The sequence below is a fragment of the Halobacterium noricense genome (assembly GCF_021233435.1).
Taxonomy (GTDB): domain Archaea; phylum Halobacteriota; class Halobacteria; order Halobacteriales; family Halobacteriaceae; genus Halobacterium; species Halobacterium noricense.
Window position 1 is genome coordinate 1,946,215 of record NZ_CP089468.1, and the last position, 14,500, is coordinate 1,960,714.

Consider the following 14,500-nt stretch of genomic DNA (forward strand, 5'->3'; position numbering starts at 1 on the left):
CGGAAGCGCTAGCCGGCGACATGGACCCAGAGAACCGAACGCGGGTGCGCGACGCGCCGCGGTCGGCGACCGGCCGCGAGTGGGAGGTGTTCGTGCGCGAGGACGCCGACGGCGCGCTGAAGCACGTCGGCAGCGTCACCGCGGGCGACGCCGACGCCGCCCACGACCGCGCCGACGACCTGTTCGGCTGGACCGCGCGCGACGTCTGGCTCTGTCCCGCCGACGAGACGCGCCGGTACACCGCGCACACGCCCGGCGAGCCCGCGGGAGGTGAGTCGGCGTGATTTCCGTCAGTAAACTTCTCTGCGGGCTGGACGCCGAGAGCGACGGGCTGCGCTACGACGCCGCCGCCGACTCCAGCCGCGAGCAGATTACCGAACAGAAACAGCGGCGCCCGGTGGTCGTCTGGAACCTCACCAAGCAGTGCAACCTCTACTGTTCGCACTGCTACGCGGCCGCCGACACCGAGACGGCCCCCGGCGAACTCTCCACCACGGAGGGCAAGCACCTCCTCGACGACCTCGCGGATTTCGGCATCCCCGTCGTGCTGTTCTCGGGCGGCGAGCCGCTCGTCCGCGACGACCTCGAAGAACTCGTCGCGTACGCCGCAGACCGCGGCATCCGCCCCGTGCTCTCCACGAACGGCACTCTCCTGACCGAGGAGCGCGCCGAAGCGCTGCGCGAGGCGGGCCTGCAGTACGCGGGCGTCTCTGTGGACGGCCTCCCGGAGCGCAACGACGAGTTCCGCGGCGAGGAGGGTGCCTTCGACGCGGCCGTTCGCGGCATCGAGAACAGCCTCGACGCCGGCCTCAAGACCGGACTTCGGTACACCATCACGGAGGCGAACGCGCCCGACCTCCCGGACGTCGTGGACCTGCTGCACGACGTCGGCGTCGACCGGTTCTGCTTCTACCACCTCGACTACGGCGGCCGCGGGGCCGACATCTCGAACCTCGACCTCTCGCCCGCGGACACCCGCGAGGCCGTGCGCACGGTCTGTGACCTGACCCGCGAGTACCACGAGCAGGGCGAAGAAATCGAGACGCTGCTCGTCGGGAACTACGCCGACGCCGGCTTTCTCGTGGAGTACGCCCGGGAAGAACTCGGCGACGAGCAGGCCGACCGCATCCACCGCTACCTCGAAGCCAACGGCGGCGACCCGACCGGCGAGCGCATCGCGGACGTCGACTACCAGGGGAACGTCCACCTCACGCAGTTCTGGCAGGGGTACTCGCTGGGCAACGTCCGCGACCGCCCGTTCAGCGAGCTCTGGAGCGACGAGACCAATCCGCTGCTCGCGGGCCTGCGCGACCGCGACGACCGCCTCACCGGGAAGTGCGCGGGCTGCCGGTACCAGTCCATCTGTCTGGGCGGGTCGCGGCTCCGTGCGCTCAGCGCGGGCGGTCCCTTCGACCCCGACCCGAAGTGCTACCTCACCGAAGCCGAGCGTAGCGGCCCGGCTGACGCATCCGGTGGCTCCGGCGACGCACACGCGGACTGAAAACGAGAGCGGTCACCAGCAAACTTTTGCGAGCAGCAGTGTAATTTACGGGCATGAGTCTCACTACGGACGACTTCCGGGATTTCATGGGTTCAGACCCCGACGACGACGAGTCGGTCCCTCTCGGCGACGCCCTCGAAGAGCTGGCCGTCGACGCTGAGGTCGACTCCGTCGAGGCAGTCCGCGACGTTCGCGAACGGTTATGAAGCTGCTTCTCGACACGAACGTTCTCGTTGCAGCAGTCACCCGCGATACGGAACGGTCAGACGACGCCGTCGAACTCCTCAACGAAGCTGACGAAACGTTCGTCTCCGTGCTGAGCTTGATGGAACTCCGGAGCGTGCTAACGAAGAAGAAGCAGTTCGAGCGCGACCGAATCGACCAAATCGAGAACCGAATTGCGTCCCGAGCGACCGTCACGTTCACGGACGCATCGGACGTGATGGCAGCTAATCAGCTCCAGTCGGAGACGTTGCTCTACCCGATGGATGCTCTCGTTCTCGCGGCTGCTGACGAACTCGGCGCGACCCTCGTCTCGTTCGACGGGGAACTAGTCGAACACGGTGCGAAGCTTCCGAGTGGCGTGCTGTAGCCTCCTCTCGAACGCTAATACATACTACCGCCGAAAATCTAGTGTACGTCGGGCTGTTTTCCGGCTCCTATTCGTATTCGGGTGGTATAGACGGGCCATTCGTCGGCGGCGACCTGCTTGGTCTCGTAGGTGAATCCACAGTCCACCAAGACGCCGTACAGTGGTTCGGGATCGAAGCTGTTGACCAGCAGGCTCTCGCTTCGTTCCACCAACGATTAACGTCCCACCGGTTCTGGCTGGACACATGCCTCTCGGTGGTCTCCTCCCCAGCACACCGCTCGTGGACGTGCTCGTCGTGGTCGCCGCGACCGCGCTCGTCTGGTTCGGCAGCGGCTGGCTGGAATCGTCGGCCGAACACCTCTCGACGTACTACGGCCTCCCCGCGGTCGTGCAGGGCTCCATCGTCGTCGCCGTCGGCTCCAGTTTCCCCGAACTCGCCAGCGTCGTCTTCACGGCGCTGGCGGGCACGTTCAACATGGGCGTCGGTGCCATCGTCGGCTCCGCCATCTTCAACATTCTCGTCATCCCCGCCCTCGCCGGCATCGCCACCGAGGGCCACCTCGAAACCAACCGCACCATCGTCTACAAGGAAGCCCAGTTCTACATGATCGCGGTGTCCGCGCTCGTCGTCACGCTCGCGCTCGCGGTCATCTACGTCCCCGTCTCGGACGGCCCCGCGCTGGCCGGCCGGCTCACGCGCCCGCTCGCGGTGCTCCCGCTGTTGCTGTACGGGCTGTACCTCTTCGTACAGTGGCAGGACGTCGGCGACCACGACGCGCCCGCGGTGCCGGAGGGCATCGCGGTGGGCCGCGAGTGGGCGCGGCTCGCGGGCGGGCTAGTACTCATCCTCGTCGCCGTCGAGCAGCTCGTCGGTGCCGTCGAGTCGCTGGGCCACACGTTCGGCATCCCCGAGTTCCTCGCCGGCGTCACCATCGTCGCGGCGGCGACGAGCCTCCCGGACACCCTCGTGAGCGTGCGGTCGGCGAAAGCCGGCAAGGGCATCACGAGCCTCGGGAACGTCCTCGGGTCGAACACGTTCGACCTGCTGGTGGCGATTCCGGTCGGCGTGCTCATCGTGGGTGCCGTCACCGTGAATTTCGCGGTGGCCGTCCCGATGCTGGGCGTGCTCACGCTAGCGACCGTGCTCCTGTTCGCCATCCTGCGGACCGACCTCTCGGTGACCGGCGTCGAAGCGTACACGCTGCTGGCTGCCTACGCCGCGTTCGTCGCGTGGGTGGTCTCGGAGACGGTCGGGCTGACGAACCTCATCAAGGGAATCTGAACGGCTCGCCGTGGCGACCGGCTAGTCGTCGGTTGCGGACGTGATGTAGACGCGCCACTCGTCGTCGGCGGCCTGTTCGGTCTCGTAGGTGAAGCCACGGTCCGCCAGGACGTCGTACAGCGGCTCGGGCTCGAAGCTGTTGACCAGCAGGAGCGTCTCGCCGTCGTCGAGCGCGTCCAGTTCCGCGACGATGTCGCTGAACGGTTCCCCGTCGATGTCCCGCGCGTCGAGGCGGGCGTCCGTATCGGCAGTCGTCGCCATACTCGACGTATCGACGGACAACCGCCAAGCGGTTTCCCCGAAGGTGTTCGTCAGGCGAGCGCGAGCCGCAGGCTCTCGACGGACTTCGCGGCGAAGAAGCCGACAATCGCGGCGATGGGAACGGTTCCCGTGCCGTCCGCGACGAACCCCGCGACGGCGGCGACCGCGACGGCCGCGACTTCGAGCCCGCGCCCGCCGAGCAGGCCGGCGACAGCTGGTGGCATCAGAACGGTGCACCGGTCGGCGTCGTGTCGCCGGCGTCCGCCGCGTCTTCGTCGGGCAGTTCGCCGGTTTCGAGGTAGGTCTCCTCGAGGTCGCACAGTTCCTCGTTGATGGATTCGCTGCGCTGGTGGGAGTCGGCGACGCGCACCCGCACGAGGTCGTAGTCGTGGCGCTCGCTGAGGCCGTTCCACGCGCGGAACGAGCCGATGGTGAGCGTGTGGCTCTGCGGGCAGAACGGCGTCGTCGGCGTGAACTCCGCGCGCAACACCGAGCGGTCGTCGGCGTCGACGGCGTACCGGTAGCCCGCCTCGGTGTGGCGGGTGTCGCGGTTCAGGTCGGCGAGGTTGTACCCGAAGGTCATGTCGTAGACGCCGCGCTCGTCGAACAGCGCCCTGGTGAGTTCGTGGAACGCGACGTGGTCGTCGCCGGCGAGGACGTCGTGGCCGGCGAGGAACGTGCCGGGTTCGGGGTTCACGTCGGGGTCGAACTCCCCCTCGGGAGCGAGCGCGTCGTCGGACTGCGAGCCCAGGCTGTACATGTTTCACAGGACGAGCCACGGCCCGCTATGCGTAGCCCCGAACGTGTTCGGCGCGTCGCGCAGAGTAGACGGCGGCGCGGCTAGCGGCCCGTGGCTCGGGAACGGAGGATGAGTGACCGGATTGGCGGTTGGCTCGCTATTCGGTCCCGGGGTCGGGGTCGAAGATGTCCTCGTCGGGCTCGCCGGCGACTTCGACCTCGGCGAGCAGGCCCTTGCGGGCGACGCGGCTGAGCGCGTGGTCGACGAGCTTGATGGTCTCCGGGACGGGCGTGTCCATCTCCCCGATCATGCAGCTTCCCGGCGGGACCTTCATCGTCTGGACGTACTCCTCGGGCGTCCCGAGCGCGCCGTCGCGGTGGGCCTGCGTCCAGACGTTCCCGATGGGGTGGAAGTTCGAGGAGACGTTCGGGCCGCCGTCCACGAGGTAGACGCGAATCGTGTCGCCGGTCTCGGCCTGCAGGCGGCCGTAGCGGTCCGGCGTGAACGGGTACTTTTCCCCGTTGAAGAGGACGTACGTCGGGTCTTCGTCGGCCATCGCGTCCATGTCGAACTGGTGGTGGCCCTCCTCGCCGACCGCCTTGTTCGTGTAGAGTTCGTGTTGGCCGAGGTAGAACTCGCGGTCGACCTCGGGGAGGCCGTCCTCGGGTTCGACGAGAATCATCCCGAACATCCCGCTGGAGATGTGGTAGTCCATGTTCGGGACCGCGCAGTGGTAGATGAACGCGCCCGGGTACGTCGCGGTGAAGTCGATGCCGTTGGACTCGCCGGGCGAGACGGCGTCCGCTGCCGCGCCGCCACCCGTGCCGTAGACGGCGTGGAAGTCGACGTTGTGCGGCATCGCGTTGCCGTCCGGGCTGTTGAGCGTGAACGAGATGGTGTCGCCGCGGCGCACCCGAATCATCGGGCCGGGAATCCGCCCGTCGAAGGTCATGTAGTCGAACGTGACCCCGGGCTCGATTTCCGCGGTGACCTCCGTCACGTCGAGTTCGACGTCGTGGTGCTTCGGGGACGACCAGTCGACCGGGTCGGGGACGTCGGTGGGGTCGGCGGCGACGCGGTCGACCTCCGGCTGGGTCGTCTGCGCTGCGGCGTTCTGCTGGGGTTGTTCGGTCGCCGGACTGTCACCGCCAGGAGCGGTACAGCCCGCGACTGCGGCGGTTCCGCTTATTCCGAGGCCTTGCAGCACGCGCCGTCGAGTAGTGTCGAACATGGGTTGGCACCTCTTCACTCGGTAGTTGTCGAGAATACCCCTTCAAGCGGGTCTGCGTTTCCCGTTCTCCTGCGACACCCCCGAACCAGTTCGCAGCCCGCTTTATAAGTACTTCGCGGGGTCACGAACCCCGAACGAGGCGAACGTGTTCGGGGAACTTCTCACCCGCGTGCGCGACGAACACAGACACATGGCATCAGCCCCGCACGAAGACGCCGAGACCGTCGACGGCGTCCACCAGAACTCGTGGTCAGCGAACCTCGAACAGGACCAGCACGCCGACGACCGGGCGCTCGTCGTCGAGGAAGCCCGCGACGCGGTCGAATCCACCGCCACCGGCTACCACGTCAACCTCGTCACGCACGGCGACCACGGCCACCCCGAGACGTACCTCTACGACGAGCTCGACGACGCGTTCGGCGACAGCATCGCCTACGAGTACGTCGACCAGTGTGGCTGTGGCGGCCACGTCACTCGTGTGCGCGTCCTCAACTGACGCTACGTAACCATTTTTAGTTATCTCGTAACGTCTTTGTAACCACGAGTGGTTGTTCGCGCATGGACAGGCGGCGGTACCTCCAAGCGCTCGGCGTCGGCGGTGCGCTATCACTGACGGGCTGTCTCGGCGGGAGTGACGGGAGCAGCGCCGCCATCGCCGACCAGACGCTGACGGTCGCGGCGGCCACGACAGTCAACGACAGCGGACTGCTCGGTGACCTCTCGGCAGGGTTCGAGGACGCCTTCGGCACGACGGTACGCGCAGTCGTTCGGGGGACGAGTGCCGCACTCCGCACGGCCCGCGACGGCAACTGCGACGTAGTGTTCGTCCACGCACGCCCGCTCGAAGACGAGTTCCTGCGGGCGGGCTACGGCGTCAATCGCCGCGCCGTGATGGTCAACGACTTCCTCGTGGTCGGCCCATCCGACAACCCCGCCGGCGCGGCCGGCAGCGACCCGCTCGCCGCGTTCCGCGCAATCGCCGCCAGCGACGCGACGTTCCTCTCCCGGGGCGACCGCTCCGGGACGCACGTCCGCGAACGCCGCCTCTGGGACGAAGCCGGCGTCGAGCCCACGGGGAACTGGTACCGCGAAACCGGACAGGGGATGGGCGCGACCCTGATCGCCGCGGGCGAAACCGGCGCGTACACGCTCGTCGACCGCGGCACGTTCCTGAACACGGAGACGGGCCTCGCCGCGCACGTCGCCCGCGGTCTCGACGATCCGCCCGACCTGCTCCGCAACGAGTACGCCGTCATCCCCACGAATCCCGCGCGCCACGACGTCGCGTACGCGCTCGCGATGGCGTTCGTCGGCTACCTCACCGGGCCAGGCCAGGGCCGCATCGAGGCGTTTCGGGTAGACGGTGAACGCGCGTTCCGGCCGCTCGCACGCTCTGAAGAGCCAGAGTTCGACCAATACGTGCCCTCGGACTGGGCGCCGTAGCGCTCGTCAACGCTCCATTTCCCATCTCGTGTCGGCAGCAATCAGGGCGGTCGTCAGGAGAACGAACCCCACGAACCAGACGGGCTGAAGTGTGAGCCCCTCTCCGCACCCCGACAGGTCGAGGCACGCCGGTCGCGGCCGCAGGCCCGCGAAAATCGCGCCGGTCGACGCGGGCGCTGTCGCGAGTGCGGCGGCCCGACGGCGCCACGTTTCCATCGCGCTCGCCCGGACGACCTGCAGTAGCAGGAATCCAACGAGAGCGGCGTACGTGCCGAAAATCGCGAACAGGTAGGCGCCGGGGTCGAGCAGCCGCCACACCACGACGTAGCCGACGAGGACACCGAGGACGAGCACGAGCGAGCGGAGGAGCGAGCGGGCCGCCCCGCGGTCGAGCAACGACGTGGAGGGCATCTGTCAAGAGTCGTCGCAGGTGCGCGGTAAGTGTCTTCGGCCAGCAACGTCAGTCGGCGTTCTCGGGCTGGCCGTGGAAGCGCTCGGGGAGGACGCGACCGTGCCGGTAGACGACGCCGACGAGGTTCGCGGTGAACACGACGAAGCCGGCGGCCAGCGCGACGCCACCAGCGACAGTGGCCTGCTCGGGCGCGATACCGGCCCGTCCGAGAATCAGCGTGACCGCGCCGAGTGTGGCGAGCGCGCCGTCGACGGCGGCGAGGCGGTCGTCGTAGAGGTCGTCTATCATCGGCACGGGCTCGAAGCCGAGCCGGTCGCTGTACCGGTGCACCCAGACGATGAACGGGACGACGTGGTACAGCGACCCCATCACGACGAAGCCGACGACGCCGACGAACAAGAGGTGGACGCCCGCGGTCGGGCCGAACAGCGCGTTCCGGGCGAGCGGCGCGGCGACCCACTCACGTGCGGCCAGCGGACTCCACGCGGCGAGTGCGACGGCGACGACGGCGTACCGCGTGAGCATCGGCGTGCGTTCGACCTGTCCCTCCGAGAGCTTTTTCGCGAGGAGCACGGCGAACGCGAGCGCGCCAGCGGCCATCACGAGACCGCCAGCGACGGCGAGCGGTCGAAGCGCGAGCAGCCGTCCCGTTGCGAGCGCCACGACGCCTGCAGGGTAGGCGTACTCGGCGTACGCGAGGAAGCGCTCGCGACCCTCGATTTCGGTCTGCGTGAACATCGTCGCGAGCTGGTAGAGCGCGCCGAAGACGGTCGAGAGAATTGCGCCGAACACGGCCAGCGTGGCGTGCGCTCCGACGACCTGCGGCCGCGTCACGCCCGCGAACGGCAGCACGGACGTCGAGAGGTCGAACGCGAGCACGAAGCCGAGCGCGGCGAGGACGACGAAGCAGGCGAGCGCGAACGCGAAGTGGGCCTCCGTAGCGTCGAACTCGCGGAACGGCGGAAGAGTGCGCGCGAGGTTGTACGCGAACGCCCAGATACCGGCGACCAATAGCCCGCCGAAGCCGTGAATCCAGTGGATGTTGGCGGCGAGGAACGCGCCCGCGAGCCCGGCGACGCCGACGGTGACGAGCACGAGCGCGGCGTTCGAAAGCCGCCGAGAGTGGACGGGGCCGTTCGACCAGACGGGCACGAACTGCGTCATCGCGCCCATGATAGTGAGACAGACCCAGCCCGCGAGTAGGAGGTGGACGTGTGCGAGCCGGGTGAACCCGGGCGCAGCACCGAGGGCGGTGGCGAGGCCGACAGCGCCGCCGGCGAGCAGGAAGGCGAAGCCGACGAGGAAGTATCGTAGTGGCACCGTCATCGGTGGCTGCTGGTCGGTCGCGAGTCCGGCAGGGACGGCGCTCATGACTGAACTGTGGCGGTGACGGTGTGTGCGAATTCTCCCGAACGTGTTCGGTCTACGCGAGGTTCTGGTCGGCGAACTGCGGGAGGTTGCTCGCGAACTGCTTGATGGCGGTCTCCTCGGCGCGGTGCAGCGTCTCGCTGAGCGTGGACTTGGCGGTGCCGAGGTCGTCGGCGAGGTCGGTGAGTGTGCACTCGCGGGGCGTGTCGTAGTAGCCGGCCTCGATGGCGGCGCCGAGCAGTTCTTGCTGGCGCGGCGTCAGCAGGCGCTCGGAGTCCCCGGACTCGTAGAGGTAGCCGACGTCGAAGTCCATCCCGAACGCGTCCAGTTGGTCGCGCAGCGCCGACAGTTTCGCGTGCGGCGCGACGACTTCCAGGGTGGCGCTGCCGTTCGACACTTCCAGCGGCGGCTCCAGCGGGAGGCCGGCCTCCTGAAGCGTCAACAGCAGCAGCGGCTCGCTGGTCTCGAACTCGACGAGCACGGAGTCGTCGTCGCGTTCGAGCGGCTCCATGTCCTCGACGCCGTCGGCCTCGTGCATCTCGCGGAGGACTTCGACGACGTCGGGGCCCGTGAGTTCGAGGAGCGCGACGCCGCGGTCGTCGTCGGGGAACGCCGCGAGCACGCGGAACAGCGTGTCGGGGTACTGTGTGGATATCCGCGAAATCCACACCGAGTCGGGCAGGTCGATGGTGAGTTGTGCTCGTGCCATGCGAAGATGTTCGTACATATCGGCCCCAACCTCAAGAAGTATTCCCGAACTTGTTCGGGAGAACGCTGTGGGCGGCGGGAGCCGTCGGTGTAGACATGGCCACGACGACCGACTGGCACGCGCACCTCTCGGAGACGCCCGTGCCGCTGGACCGCGAGCGCGAACTGCTCGACGTCCGCGAGTTGGGACCGCCGAACCCGCTCGTGCAGACGCTGGAGACGCTACCGGACCTCGCCGACGACGTCGTCCTCGTGCAGGTCAACGACCGCGCCCCACAGCACCTCTACCCGAAACTCGACGACCGCGGCTACGAGTACGCCACCGTCGAAGCCGACGACGCCGTCGTTACCGGCATCTGGACCCCGGACGCGTGAGCGCGAGTTAACAATTCGACCGCCGACTTTTATTACGATTACCTATTCTGCGCCGGTTCTATAACAGCCGAATTAATAACTGGGCGGTTCGTAGCCTCGACTAACATGACCGACGACTCACCCGGCGACGAATCCGTCGCCACACTGACTGCCCGGCTGTCGGTCCCCGATATGGACTGCCCCTCGTGCGCCGGCAAAGTCGAGCACGCCCTCGAAGGCGTCGCCGGCGTCGACTCCTTCGACACGCAGCCGACCACCGGCCGCGTCGTCGTCACCTACGACCCCGACGAGGCCGACGAAGCCGAGTTGGTCGCCGCCGTCGAGGCCGCGGGCTACGAGGTGACCGGCTGGTCCGGCGAGAGCGAGGGCGAGCGCACCGAGCCCGCCAGCCCCGGCTCCGTCTGGACGAGTCCGCGCGCGCTGAAGACGTGGGCGAGCGCCGTCCTCGTCGCCGCCGGCTTCCTCCTCGAGTTCCTTCTCCCCGGCTCGAACGCCGCAATCGCGGAACTGCTCGGTAGCGACGTGTTGCTGTCGGACGCCGCGTTCCTCGGGGGCATCCTGGTTGCGGGCCAGCCCATCGTCCGCGGCGGCTACTACTCGCTGAAGAGCCTGAACCTCGACATCGACCTGCTGATGTCCGTCGCCATCCTCGGTGCCGTCGCCGCCAGCGTCGCGTTCGGCGAGCGCCTCTACTTCGAGGCGGCGACGCTCGCGGTCCTGTTCAGCGTCTCCGAACTGCTGGAGTCCTACTCGATGGACCGCGCGCGCAGCTCGCTCGAAGAGCTCATGGAGCTCTCGCCGGACGAGGCGACGGTCCTGCGGGACGCCGGGTCGTCGGAGACGCCCCGAGAAGACGGCGAAGCCGTCGACGGCGAGGAGGTCACTATCCCCGTCGAGGACGTTCGCGTCGGCGACCGCGTGGTCGTCCGGCCCGGCGAGAAGATTCCGATGGACGGCGTGGTGGTCGAGGGCGAGAGCGCGGTCAACCAGGCCCCGATTACGGGCGAGAGCGTCCCCGTCGACAAGACCGAGGGCGACGACGTGTACGCCGGCACCATCAACGAGGCGGGCTACCTCGAAGTCCAGGTCACGGCCGAGGCCACGGAGAACACGCTCGCGCGCATCGTCGAGATGGTCGAGGACGCGCAAGCCAACCGGACCGAGCGCGAGCAGTTCGTCGAGCGCTTCGCCGCCTACTACACGCCCGTCGTCGTCGGCGCAGGTATCCTGGTCGGTGTCGTCCCGCCGCTGTTCTTCGGCGCGTCGTGGCCGACGTGGATTCTCCGCGGACTCACGCTGTTCGTGCTCGCCTGTCCCTGCGCGTTCGTCATCTCCACGCCCGTTTCCGTCGTCTCGGGCGTCACGAGCGCCGCGAAGAACGGCGTGCTCGTGAAGGGCGGCAACCACCTCGAAGCGATGGGAGCCGTGGACGCCGTCACGTTCGACAAGACCGGGACGCTCACGAAGGGCGAACTCACCGTCACCGACGTGGTGCCGCTCGGCGACAACACCGACGAGGACGTGCTGCGCTGCGCGCGCGGCCTCGAATCCCGCAGCGAGCACCCCATCGGGGACGCCATCGTCGAATACGCCGACGACCGCAGCATCGAGGGTCGCGAGGTCTCGGACTTCGAGAGCGTCACCGGGAAGGGCGTCACCGCCGACCTCGACGGCACCACCCACTACGCCGGCAAACCCGGCTACTTCGCGGACCTCGGGTTCGACCTCTCGCACGTCCACGCCGCCACCGACGGCGGGATGGTCACGCAGAAGAGCCGCGACCTCTGCGAGCGCAACGACTGCCTGGACCTCCTCGAAGACCTCGTGCCGCGGCTCCAAAGCGAGGGCAAGACGGTCGTCCTCGTCGGCACTGACGAGGAACTGGAGGGCGTGATTGCGGTCGCCGACGAGGTCCGCCCGGAGGCGAAGGCCTCCATCCAGCGCCTCCGCGACCTGGGCGTCGAACACACCGTGATGCTCACCGGGGACAACGAGCGAACCGCCGGCGCCATCGCCGAACAGGTCGGCGTCGACGAGTTCCGCGCGGAACTGCTCCCCGAGCAGAAGGTCGAAGCCGTCGAGGACCTCACCGACGAGTTCGAGGCGGTCGCGATGGTCGGCGACGGCGTCAACGACGCGCCCGCGCTCGCCACCGCCACCGTCGGCGTCGCAATGGGCGCAGCGGGCACGGACACCGCCCTCGAAACCGCGGACATCGCGCTGATGGGCGACGACCTCACGCGACTCCCGTACCTCTACGACCTCTCCGGTCGCACGAACGGCGTCATCCGGCAGAACGTCTGGTCGAGTCTCGCCGCGAAAGCGATTCTCGCCGCGGGCGTGCCGCTCGGACTGGTACCCATCTGGATCGCCGTGCTCGTCGGCGACGCCGGGATGACCACCGCCGTCACTGGGAACGCGATGCGGCTCTCGCGCGTGAAGCCGGAACTCGACGCGGACGGCGAGAACTAGTCGTCGGCGGACGCGTCGGGGTCCGCACCGCTCTCTGCCACGGTCACGCCGACGGCGGCCGCCTTGTACTCGGGAATCTTCGCGCGCTCGTCGAGCACGTCGTTCGTGAGCGCGTTCGCCGACGCGTCCGCGAAGTGCGGGGTCGTCCACACCACGCCCTCCTTGATTGCCTCGGTGACGTTCGCGCGCAGCGTGATTTCCCCGCGCCGCGACTGGAGGGTCACGCTGTCGCCGTCCTCGATACCGAAGTGCTCGGCGTCCGCCGGGTGGACGTCGACGAAGTTCTCGGGGTGCTGGCGGGAGAGCGTCTCCGAGCGCCGGCTCATCGTCCCCGTGTTGTAGTGTTCTTCGAGGCGCGCCGTCGTCAGAATCAGGGGGTACTCCTCGTCGGGCGTCTCCCGCGGGGGCTGGTGGCGCACGCCCTCAATTTGCCCGAGGCCGCTCGGGGTGTCGAAGGAGTCCGCGTAGAGGAACTGGTCGCCCTCGTCACCGGGCTCGTAGCACGGCCAGTGCAGGCCCGTCTCGCCGAGTTCGTCGTACGTCATCCCGTGGTAGATGGAGCACACCTCGCGCAGCTCCTCGAACACCGCTTCGGGGCCGTCGAAGTCGAAGCCCGCGTCCTCGCCGAACAGCCGGGTGCCGACCTCGGTGAGGATGTCGAGGTCGTGGCGGGTGTGCTCGTGGACGTTCTCGACGCCGCGCATCCGCTGGACGCGGCGGTCCGTGTTCGTCACGGTGCCGCCGCGCTCGGCCCACGACGTCGCCGGCAGCACGACATCCGCGAACTCCACAGTCTCGGTCGGGAAGATGTCCTGGACGACGACGAACTCCGTCTCGTCGAGGAGGTCCGCCACGCGGTCGGCGTTGGGTTCGCTCATCACGGGGTTCTCGCCCATAATGTAGAGGCCGTGGACGGTGTCGCCGATGCTGTGCGTGATTTCGACGTTCGTCAGCCCGGGTTCGGTGGGAATCTCGAACCCCCAGACGGCCTCGACGGCCTCGCGGGCTTCGTCGTCGTCGACGGGCTGGTAGCCCGGGAGGACGTTCGGCATCGCGCCGACGTCGCTGGCGCCCTGCACGTTGTTCTGCCCGCGGAGGGGATTCACGCCCGTCCCGGGCCGCCCGAGGTTCCCGGTGGCGAGCGCGAGGTTGATTTCATTCTGGACGTTGTCCACGCCGCAGGCGTGCTGGCTCATCCCCATCCCGGTGAAGATGGCGGCGTTGTCCGCGGTCGCGTACACTTCCGCCGCGCGCTCGATGGCGTCGAGGAGGACGCCGCACTCCTCGGCAGCGGCTTCCTTGTCAAATCCGTCGAGCGTCTCTCGGAGGTCCTCGATGCCCTCGGTGCGCTCGGCGACGAACTCCTCGTCCACCCAGTCGTTCTCCAGGACGGTCTTGAGAACGGCGTTCAGCAGCGGGATGTCCGTCCCCGGCTCCAACTGGAGGTGCACGTGCCGGTCGGAGTCGTGGACGTCGAACGACTCCGTGGTCTTGTTCGCGTGCGGGTCGACCTGAATCACGGTCGCACCGTCCAGCACGGCCTGTCGGAAGTACTGGCTGTTCGCGATGGGGTGTTGTTCGCCGGGGTTCGCGCCCTGAATCCAGAAGACGTCCGCCTCGTCGCGGAGGTCGACCATGCTGTTGGTCATCGCGCCCGCGCCGAGGCTCTCGCGGAGCGCGTACACTGTCGAGGCGTGGCACATCCGCGTGCAGTTGTCGACGTTGTTCGTGCCGAACCGTCGCGCGAGCTTCTGGAGGAGGTAGTTCTCCTCGTTCATCACCTTCGACGACGCGTAGAACCCCATGCCGTCCGGGCCGTGCTCGTCCCGAATGGCCTCCATCTCGGCGACCACGCGAGAGAGCGCTTCGTCCCACGTCGCTTCGCGGAGTCTGCCGTCCTCCCGAATCATGGGCTCGGTCAGCCGGTCCTCGTGGTCGACGACTTCCGTCGCGGCTCCGCCCTTGATGCAGACGCGGCCCTCGTTGACCGGCGCGTCCCCCCACGGTGCGAACCGGACGTCGCCGGGCTCGTCGCCCTGCCGGACGCTGATGCCACAGCCCACGCCGCAGTACGGACAGATGGTCTTCGTCAGTTCCGCCTCAGTCGACACGCCGC

18 protein-coding genes are annotated in these 14,500 nt (G+C 68.2%); 9 read left to right on the forward strand and 9 right to left on the reverse strand.

Features of this window, described 5'->3' with window-relative positions:
* Positions 1–20 precede the first annotated feature (20 nt).
* The 4 genes from LT974_RS10215 to LT974_RS10230 are packed head-to-tail and all read left to right on the forward strand — an operon-like array spanning position 21 to position 2,093.
* On the forward strand, positions 21–284 hold the full coding sequence (locus LT974_RS10215; protein ID WP_232587566.1) for an Htur_1727 family rSAM-partnered candidate RiPP: 264 nt from the start codon (positions 21–23) through the stop codon (positions 282–284).
* Positions 281–1,501 carry a TIGR04347 family pseudo-SAM/SPASM protein gene (locus LT974_RS10220; protein WP_232587567.1) on the forward strand — a complete coding sequence of 407 codons (1,221 nt, stop codon included), beginning with the start codon at positions 281–283 and terminating at the stop codon, positions 1,499–1,501. Before LT974_RS10215 ends, LT974_RS10220 begins: the two co-directional genes overlap by 4 nt.
* Positions 1,502–1,554: 53 nt before the next feature.
* A complete protein-coding gene (locus tag LT974_RS10225) occupies positions 1,555–1,707 on the forward strand; it encodes a hypothetical protein (protein ID WP_232587568.1) in 153 nt (50 codons plus the stop codon).
* Entirely contained in the window at positions 1,704–2,093 is a 390-nt protein-coding gene (locus tag LT974_RS10230) for a type II toxin-antitoxin system VapC family toxin (protein WP_232587569.1), read from the forward strand. The genes LT974_RS10225 and LT974_RS10230 overlap by 4 nt, the downstream gene beginning before the upstream one ends.
* 38 nt (positions 2,094–2,131) lie before the next feature.
* Here the strand turns inward: LT974_RS10230 and LT974_RS10235 are convergent, their stop codons facing one another.
* A complete protein-coding gene (locus tag LT974_RS10235; RefSeq protein WP_232587570.1) occupies positions 2,132–2,302 on the reverse strand; it encodes a DUF2249 domain-containing protein in 171 nt (56 codons plus the stop codon).
* 35 nt (positions 2,303–2,337) lie between these two features.
* On the opposite strand from LT974_RS10235, the gene LT974_RS10240 reads away from it, so the two are divergent.
* On the forward strand, positions 2,338–3,375 hold the full coding sequence (locus LT974_RS10240; protein WP_232587571.1) for a sodium:calcium antiporter: 1,038 nt from the start codon (positions 2,338–2,340) through the stop codon (positions 3,373–3,375).
* A 21-nt stretch (positions 3,376–3,396) separates the two neighbouring features.
* Here LT974_RS10240 and LT974_RS10245 read toward each other — a convergent pair whose 3' ends face one another.
* The 4 genes from LT974_RS10245 to nirK all read right to left on the reverse strand — a co-directional run bounded on the left by LT974_RS10245 (position 3,397) and on the right by nirK (position 5,606).
* Entirely contained in the window at positions 3,397–3,636 is a 240-nt protein-coding gene (locus LT974_RS10245; RefSeq protein ID WP_232587572.1) for a DUF2249 domain-containing protein, read from the reverse strand.
* Between the two features lie 50 nt (positions 3,637–3,686).
* A complete protein-coding gene (locus LT974_RS10250; RefSeq protein WP_232587573.1) occupies positions 3,687–3,860 on the reverse strand; it encodes a hypothetical protein in 174 nt (57 codons plus the stop codon).
* A complete protein-coding gene (locus tag LT974_RS10255) occupies positions 3,860–4,396 on the reverse strand; it encodes a hypothetical protein (RefSeq protein ID WP_232587574.1) in 537 nt (178 codons plus the stop codon). Before LT974_RS10255 ends, LT974_RS10250 begins: the two co-directional genes overlap by 1 nt.
* Before the next feature lie 136 nt (positions 4,397–4,532).
* The gene (gene nirK / locus LT974_RS10260; protein WP_232587575.1) at positions 4,533–5,606 is read right to left on the reverse strand and encodes a copper-containing nitrite reductase; all 1,074 of its coding nucleotides are present in this window, start codon (positions 5,604–5,606) and stop codon (positions 4,533–4,535) included.
* A 190-nt stretch (positions 5,607–5,796) separates the two neighbouring features.
* Between nirK and LT974_RS10265 the strand changes: the two genes are divergently transcribed.
* Positions 5,797–6,102, forward strand: a complete 306-nt coding sequence (locus LT974_RS10265; protein WP_232587576.1) for a CGCGG family putative rSAM-modified RiPP protein — start codon at positions 5,797–5,799, stop codon at positions 6,100–6,102.
* Between the two features lie 62 nt (positions 6,103–6,164).
* Positions 6,165–7,049 carry a substrate-binding domain-containing protein gene (locus LT974_RS10270; RefSeq protein WP_232587577.1) on the forward strand — a complete coding sequence of 295 codons (885 nt, stop codon included), beginning with the start codon at positions 6,165–6,167 and terminating at the stop codon, positions 7,047–7,049.
* Positions 7,050–7,055: 6 nt separating this feature from the next.
* On the opposite strand, the gene LT974_RS10275 is transcribed toward LT974_RS10270, so the two are convergent.
* From LT974_RS10275 to LT974_RS10285, 3 genes are read right to left on the reverse strand one after another with little or no spacing between them, the layout of a single operon-like run.
* A complete protein-coding gene (locus tag LT974_RS10275) occupies positions 7,056–7,460 on the reverse strand; it encodes a hypothetical protein (protein WP_232587578.1) in 405 nt (134 codons plus the stop codon).
* A gap of 49 nt (positions 7,461–7,509) precedes the next feature.
* On the reverse strand, positions 7,510–8,832 hold the full coding sequence (locus tag LT974_RS10280) for a hypothetical protein (RefSeq protein WP_232587579.1): 1,323 nt from the start codon (positions 8,830–8,832) through the stop codon (positions 7,510–7,512).
* A 52-nt stretch (positions 8,833–8,884) separates the two neighbouring features.
* A complete protein-coding gene (locus LT974_RS10285; protein WP_232587580.1) occupies positions 8,885–9,538 on the reverse strand; it encodes a helix-turn-helix domain-containing protein in 654 nt (217 codons plus the stop codon).
* A 95-nt stretch (positions 9,539–9,633) separates the two neighbouring features.
* On the opposite strand from LT974_RS10285, the gene LT974_RS10290 reads away from it, so the two are divergent.
* Entirely contained in the window at positions 9,634–9,912 is a 279-nt protein-coding gene (locus LT974_RS10290; protein ID WP_232587581.1) for a DUF2249 domain-containing protein, read from the forward strand.
* Between the two features lie 105 nt (positions 9,913–10,017).
* On the forward strand, positions 10,018–12,384 hold the full coding sequence (locus LT974_RS10295) for a heavy metal translocating P-type ATPase (protein WP_232587582.1): 2,367 nt from the start codon (positions 10,018–10,020) through the stop codon (positions 12,382–12,384).
* Here LT974_RS10295 and fdhF read toward each other — a convergent pair.
* Positions 12,381–14,495, reverse strand: a complete 2,115-nt coding sequence (gene fdhF / locus LT974_RS10300; RefSeq protein WP_232587583.1) for a formate dehydrogenase subunit alpha — start codon at positions 14,493–14,495, stop codon at positions 12,381–12,383. The genes LT974_RS10295 and fdhF overlap by 4 nt on opposite strands.
* Positions 14,496–14,500: the final 5 nt, after the last annotated feature.

Coding starts and splice junctions, on each gene's coding strand:
- LT974_RS10270 (WP_232587577.1), top strand. CDS start 6,165: ATGGACAGGCGGCGGTACCTCCAAGCGCTCGGCGTCGGCGGTGCGCTA.
- LT974_RS10265 (WP_232587576.1), top strand. CDS start 5,797: ATGGCATCAGCCCCGCACGAAGACGCCGAGACCGTCGACGGCGTCCAC.
- LT974_RS10295 (WP_232587582.1), top strand. CDS start 10,018: ATGACCGACGACTCACCCGGCGACGAATCCGTCGCCACACTGACTGCC.
- LT974_RS10280 (WP_232587579.1), bottom strand. CDS start 8,832: ATGAGCGCCGTCCCTGCCGGACTCGCGACCGACCAGCAGCCACCGATG.
- LT974_RS10230 (WP_232587569.1), top strand. CDS start 1,704: ATGAAGCTGCTTCTCGACACGAACGTTCTCGTTGCAGCAGTCACCCGC.
- nirK (WP_232587575.1), bottom strand. CDS start 5,606: ATGTTCGACACTACTCGACGGCGCGTGCTGCAAGGCCTCGGAATAAGC.
- LT974_RS10250 (WP_232587573.1), bottom strand. CDS start 3,860: ATGCCACCAGCTGTCGCCGGCCTGCTCGGCGGGCGCGGGCTCGAAGTC.
- LT974_RS10240 (WP_232587571.1), top strand. CDS start 2,338: ATGCCTCTCGGTGGTCTCCTCCCCAGCACACCGCTCGTGGACGTGCTC.
- LT974_RS10215 (WP_232587566.1), top strand. CDS start 21: ATGGACCCAGAGAACCGAACGCGGGTGCGCGACGCGCCGCGGTCGGCG.
- LT974_RS10255 (WP_232587574.1), bottom strand. CDS start 4,396: ATGTACAGCCTGGGCTCGCAGTCCGACGACGCGCTCGCTCCCGAGGGG.
- LT974_RS10275 (WP_232587578.1), bottom strand. CDS start 7,460: ATGCCCTCCACGTCGTTGCTCGACCGCGGGGCGGCCCGCTCGCTCCTC.
- LT974_RS10290 (WP_232587581.1), top strand. CDS start 9,634: ATGGCCACGACGACCGACTGGCACGCGCACCTCTCGGAGACGCCCGTG.
- LT974_RS10225 (WP_232587568.1), top strand. CDS start 1,555: ATGAGTCTCACTACGGACGACTTCCGGGATTTCATGGGTTCAGACCCC.
- LT974_RS10245 (WP_232587572.1), bottom strand. CDS start 3,636: ATGGCGACGACTGCCGATACGGACGCCCGCCTCGACGCGCGGGACATC.
- LT974_RS10285 (WP_232587580.1), bottom strand. CDS start 9,538: ATGGCACGAGCACAACTCACCATCGACCTGCCCGACTCGGTGTGGATT.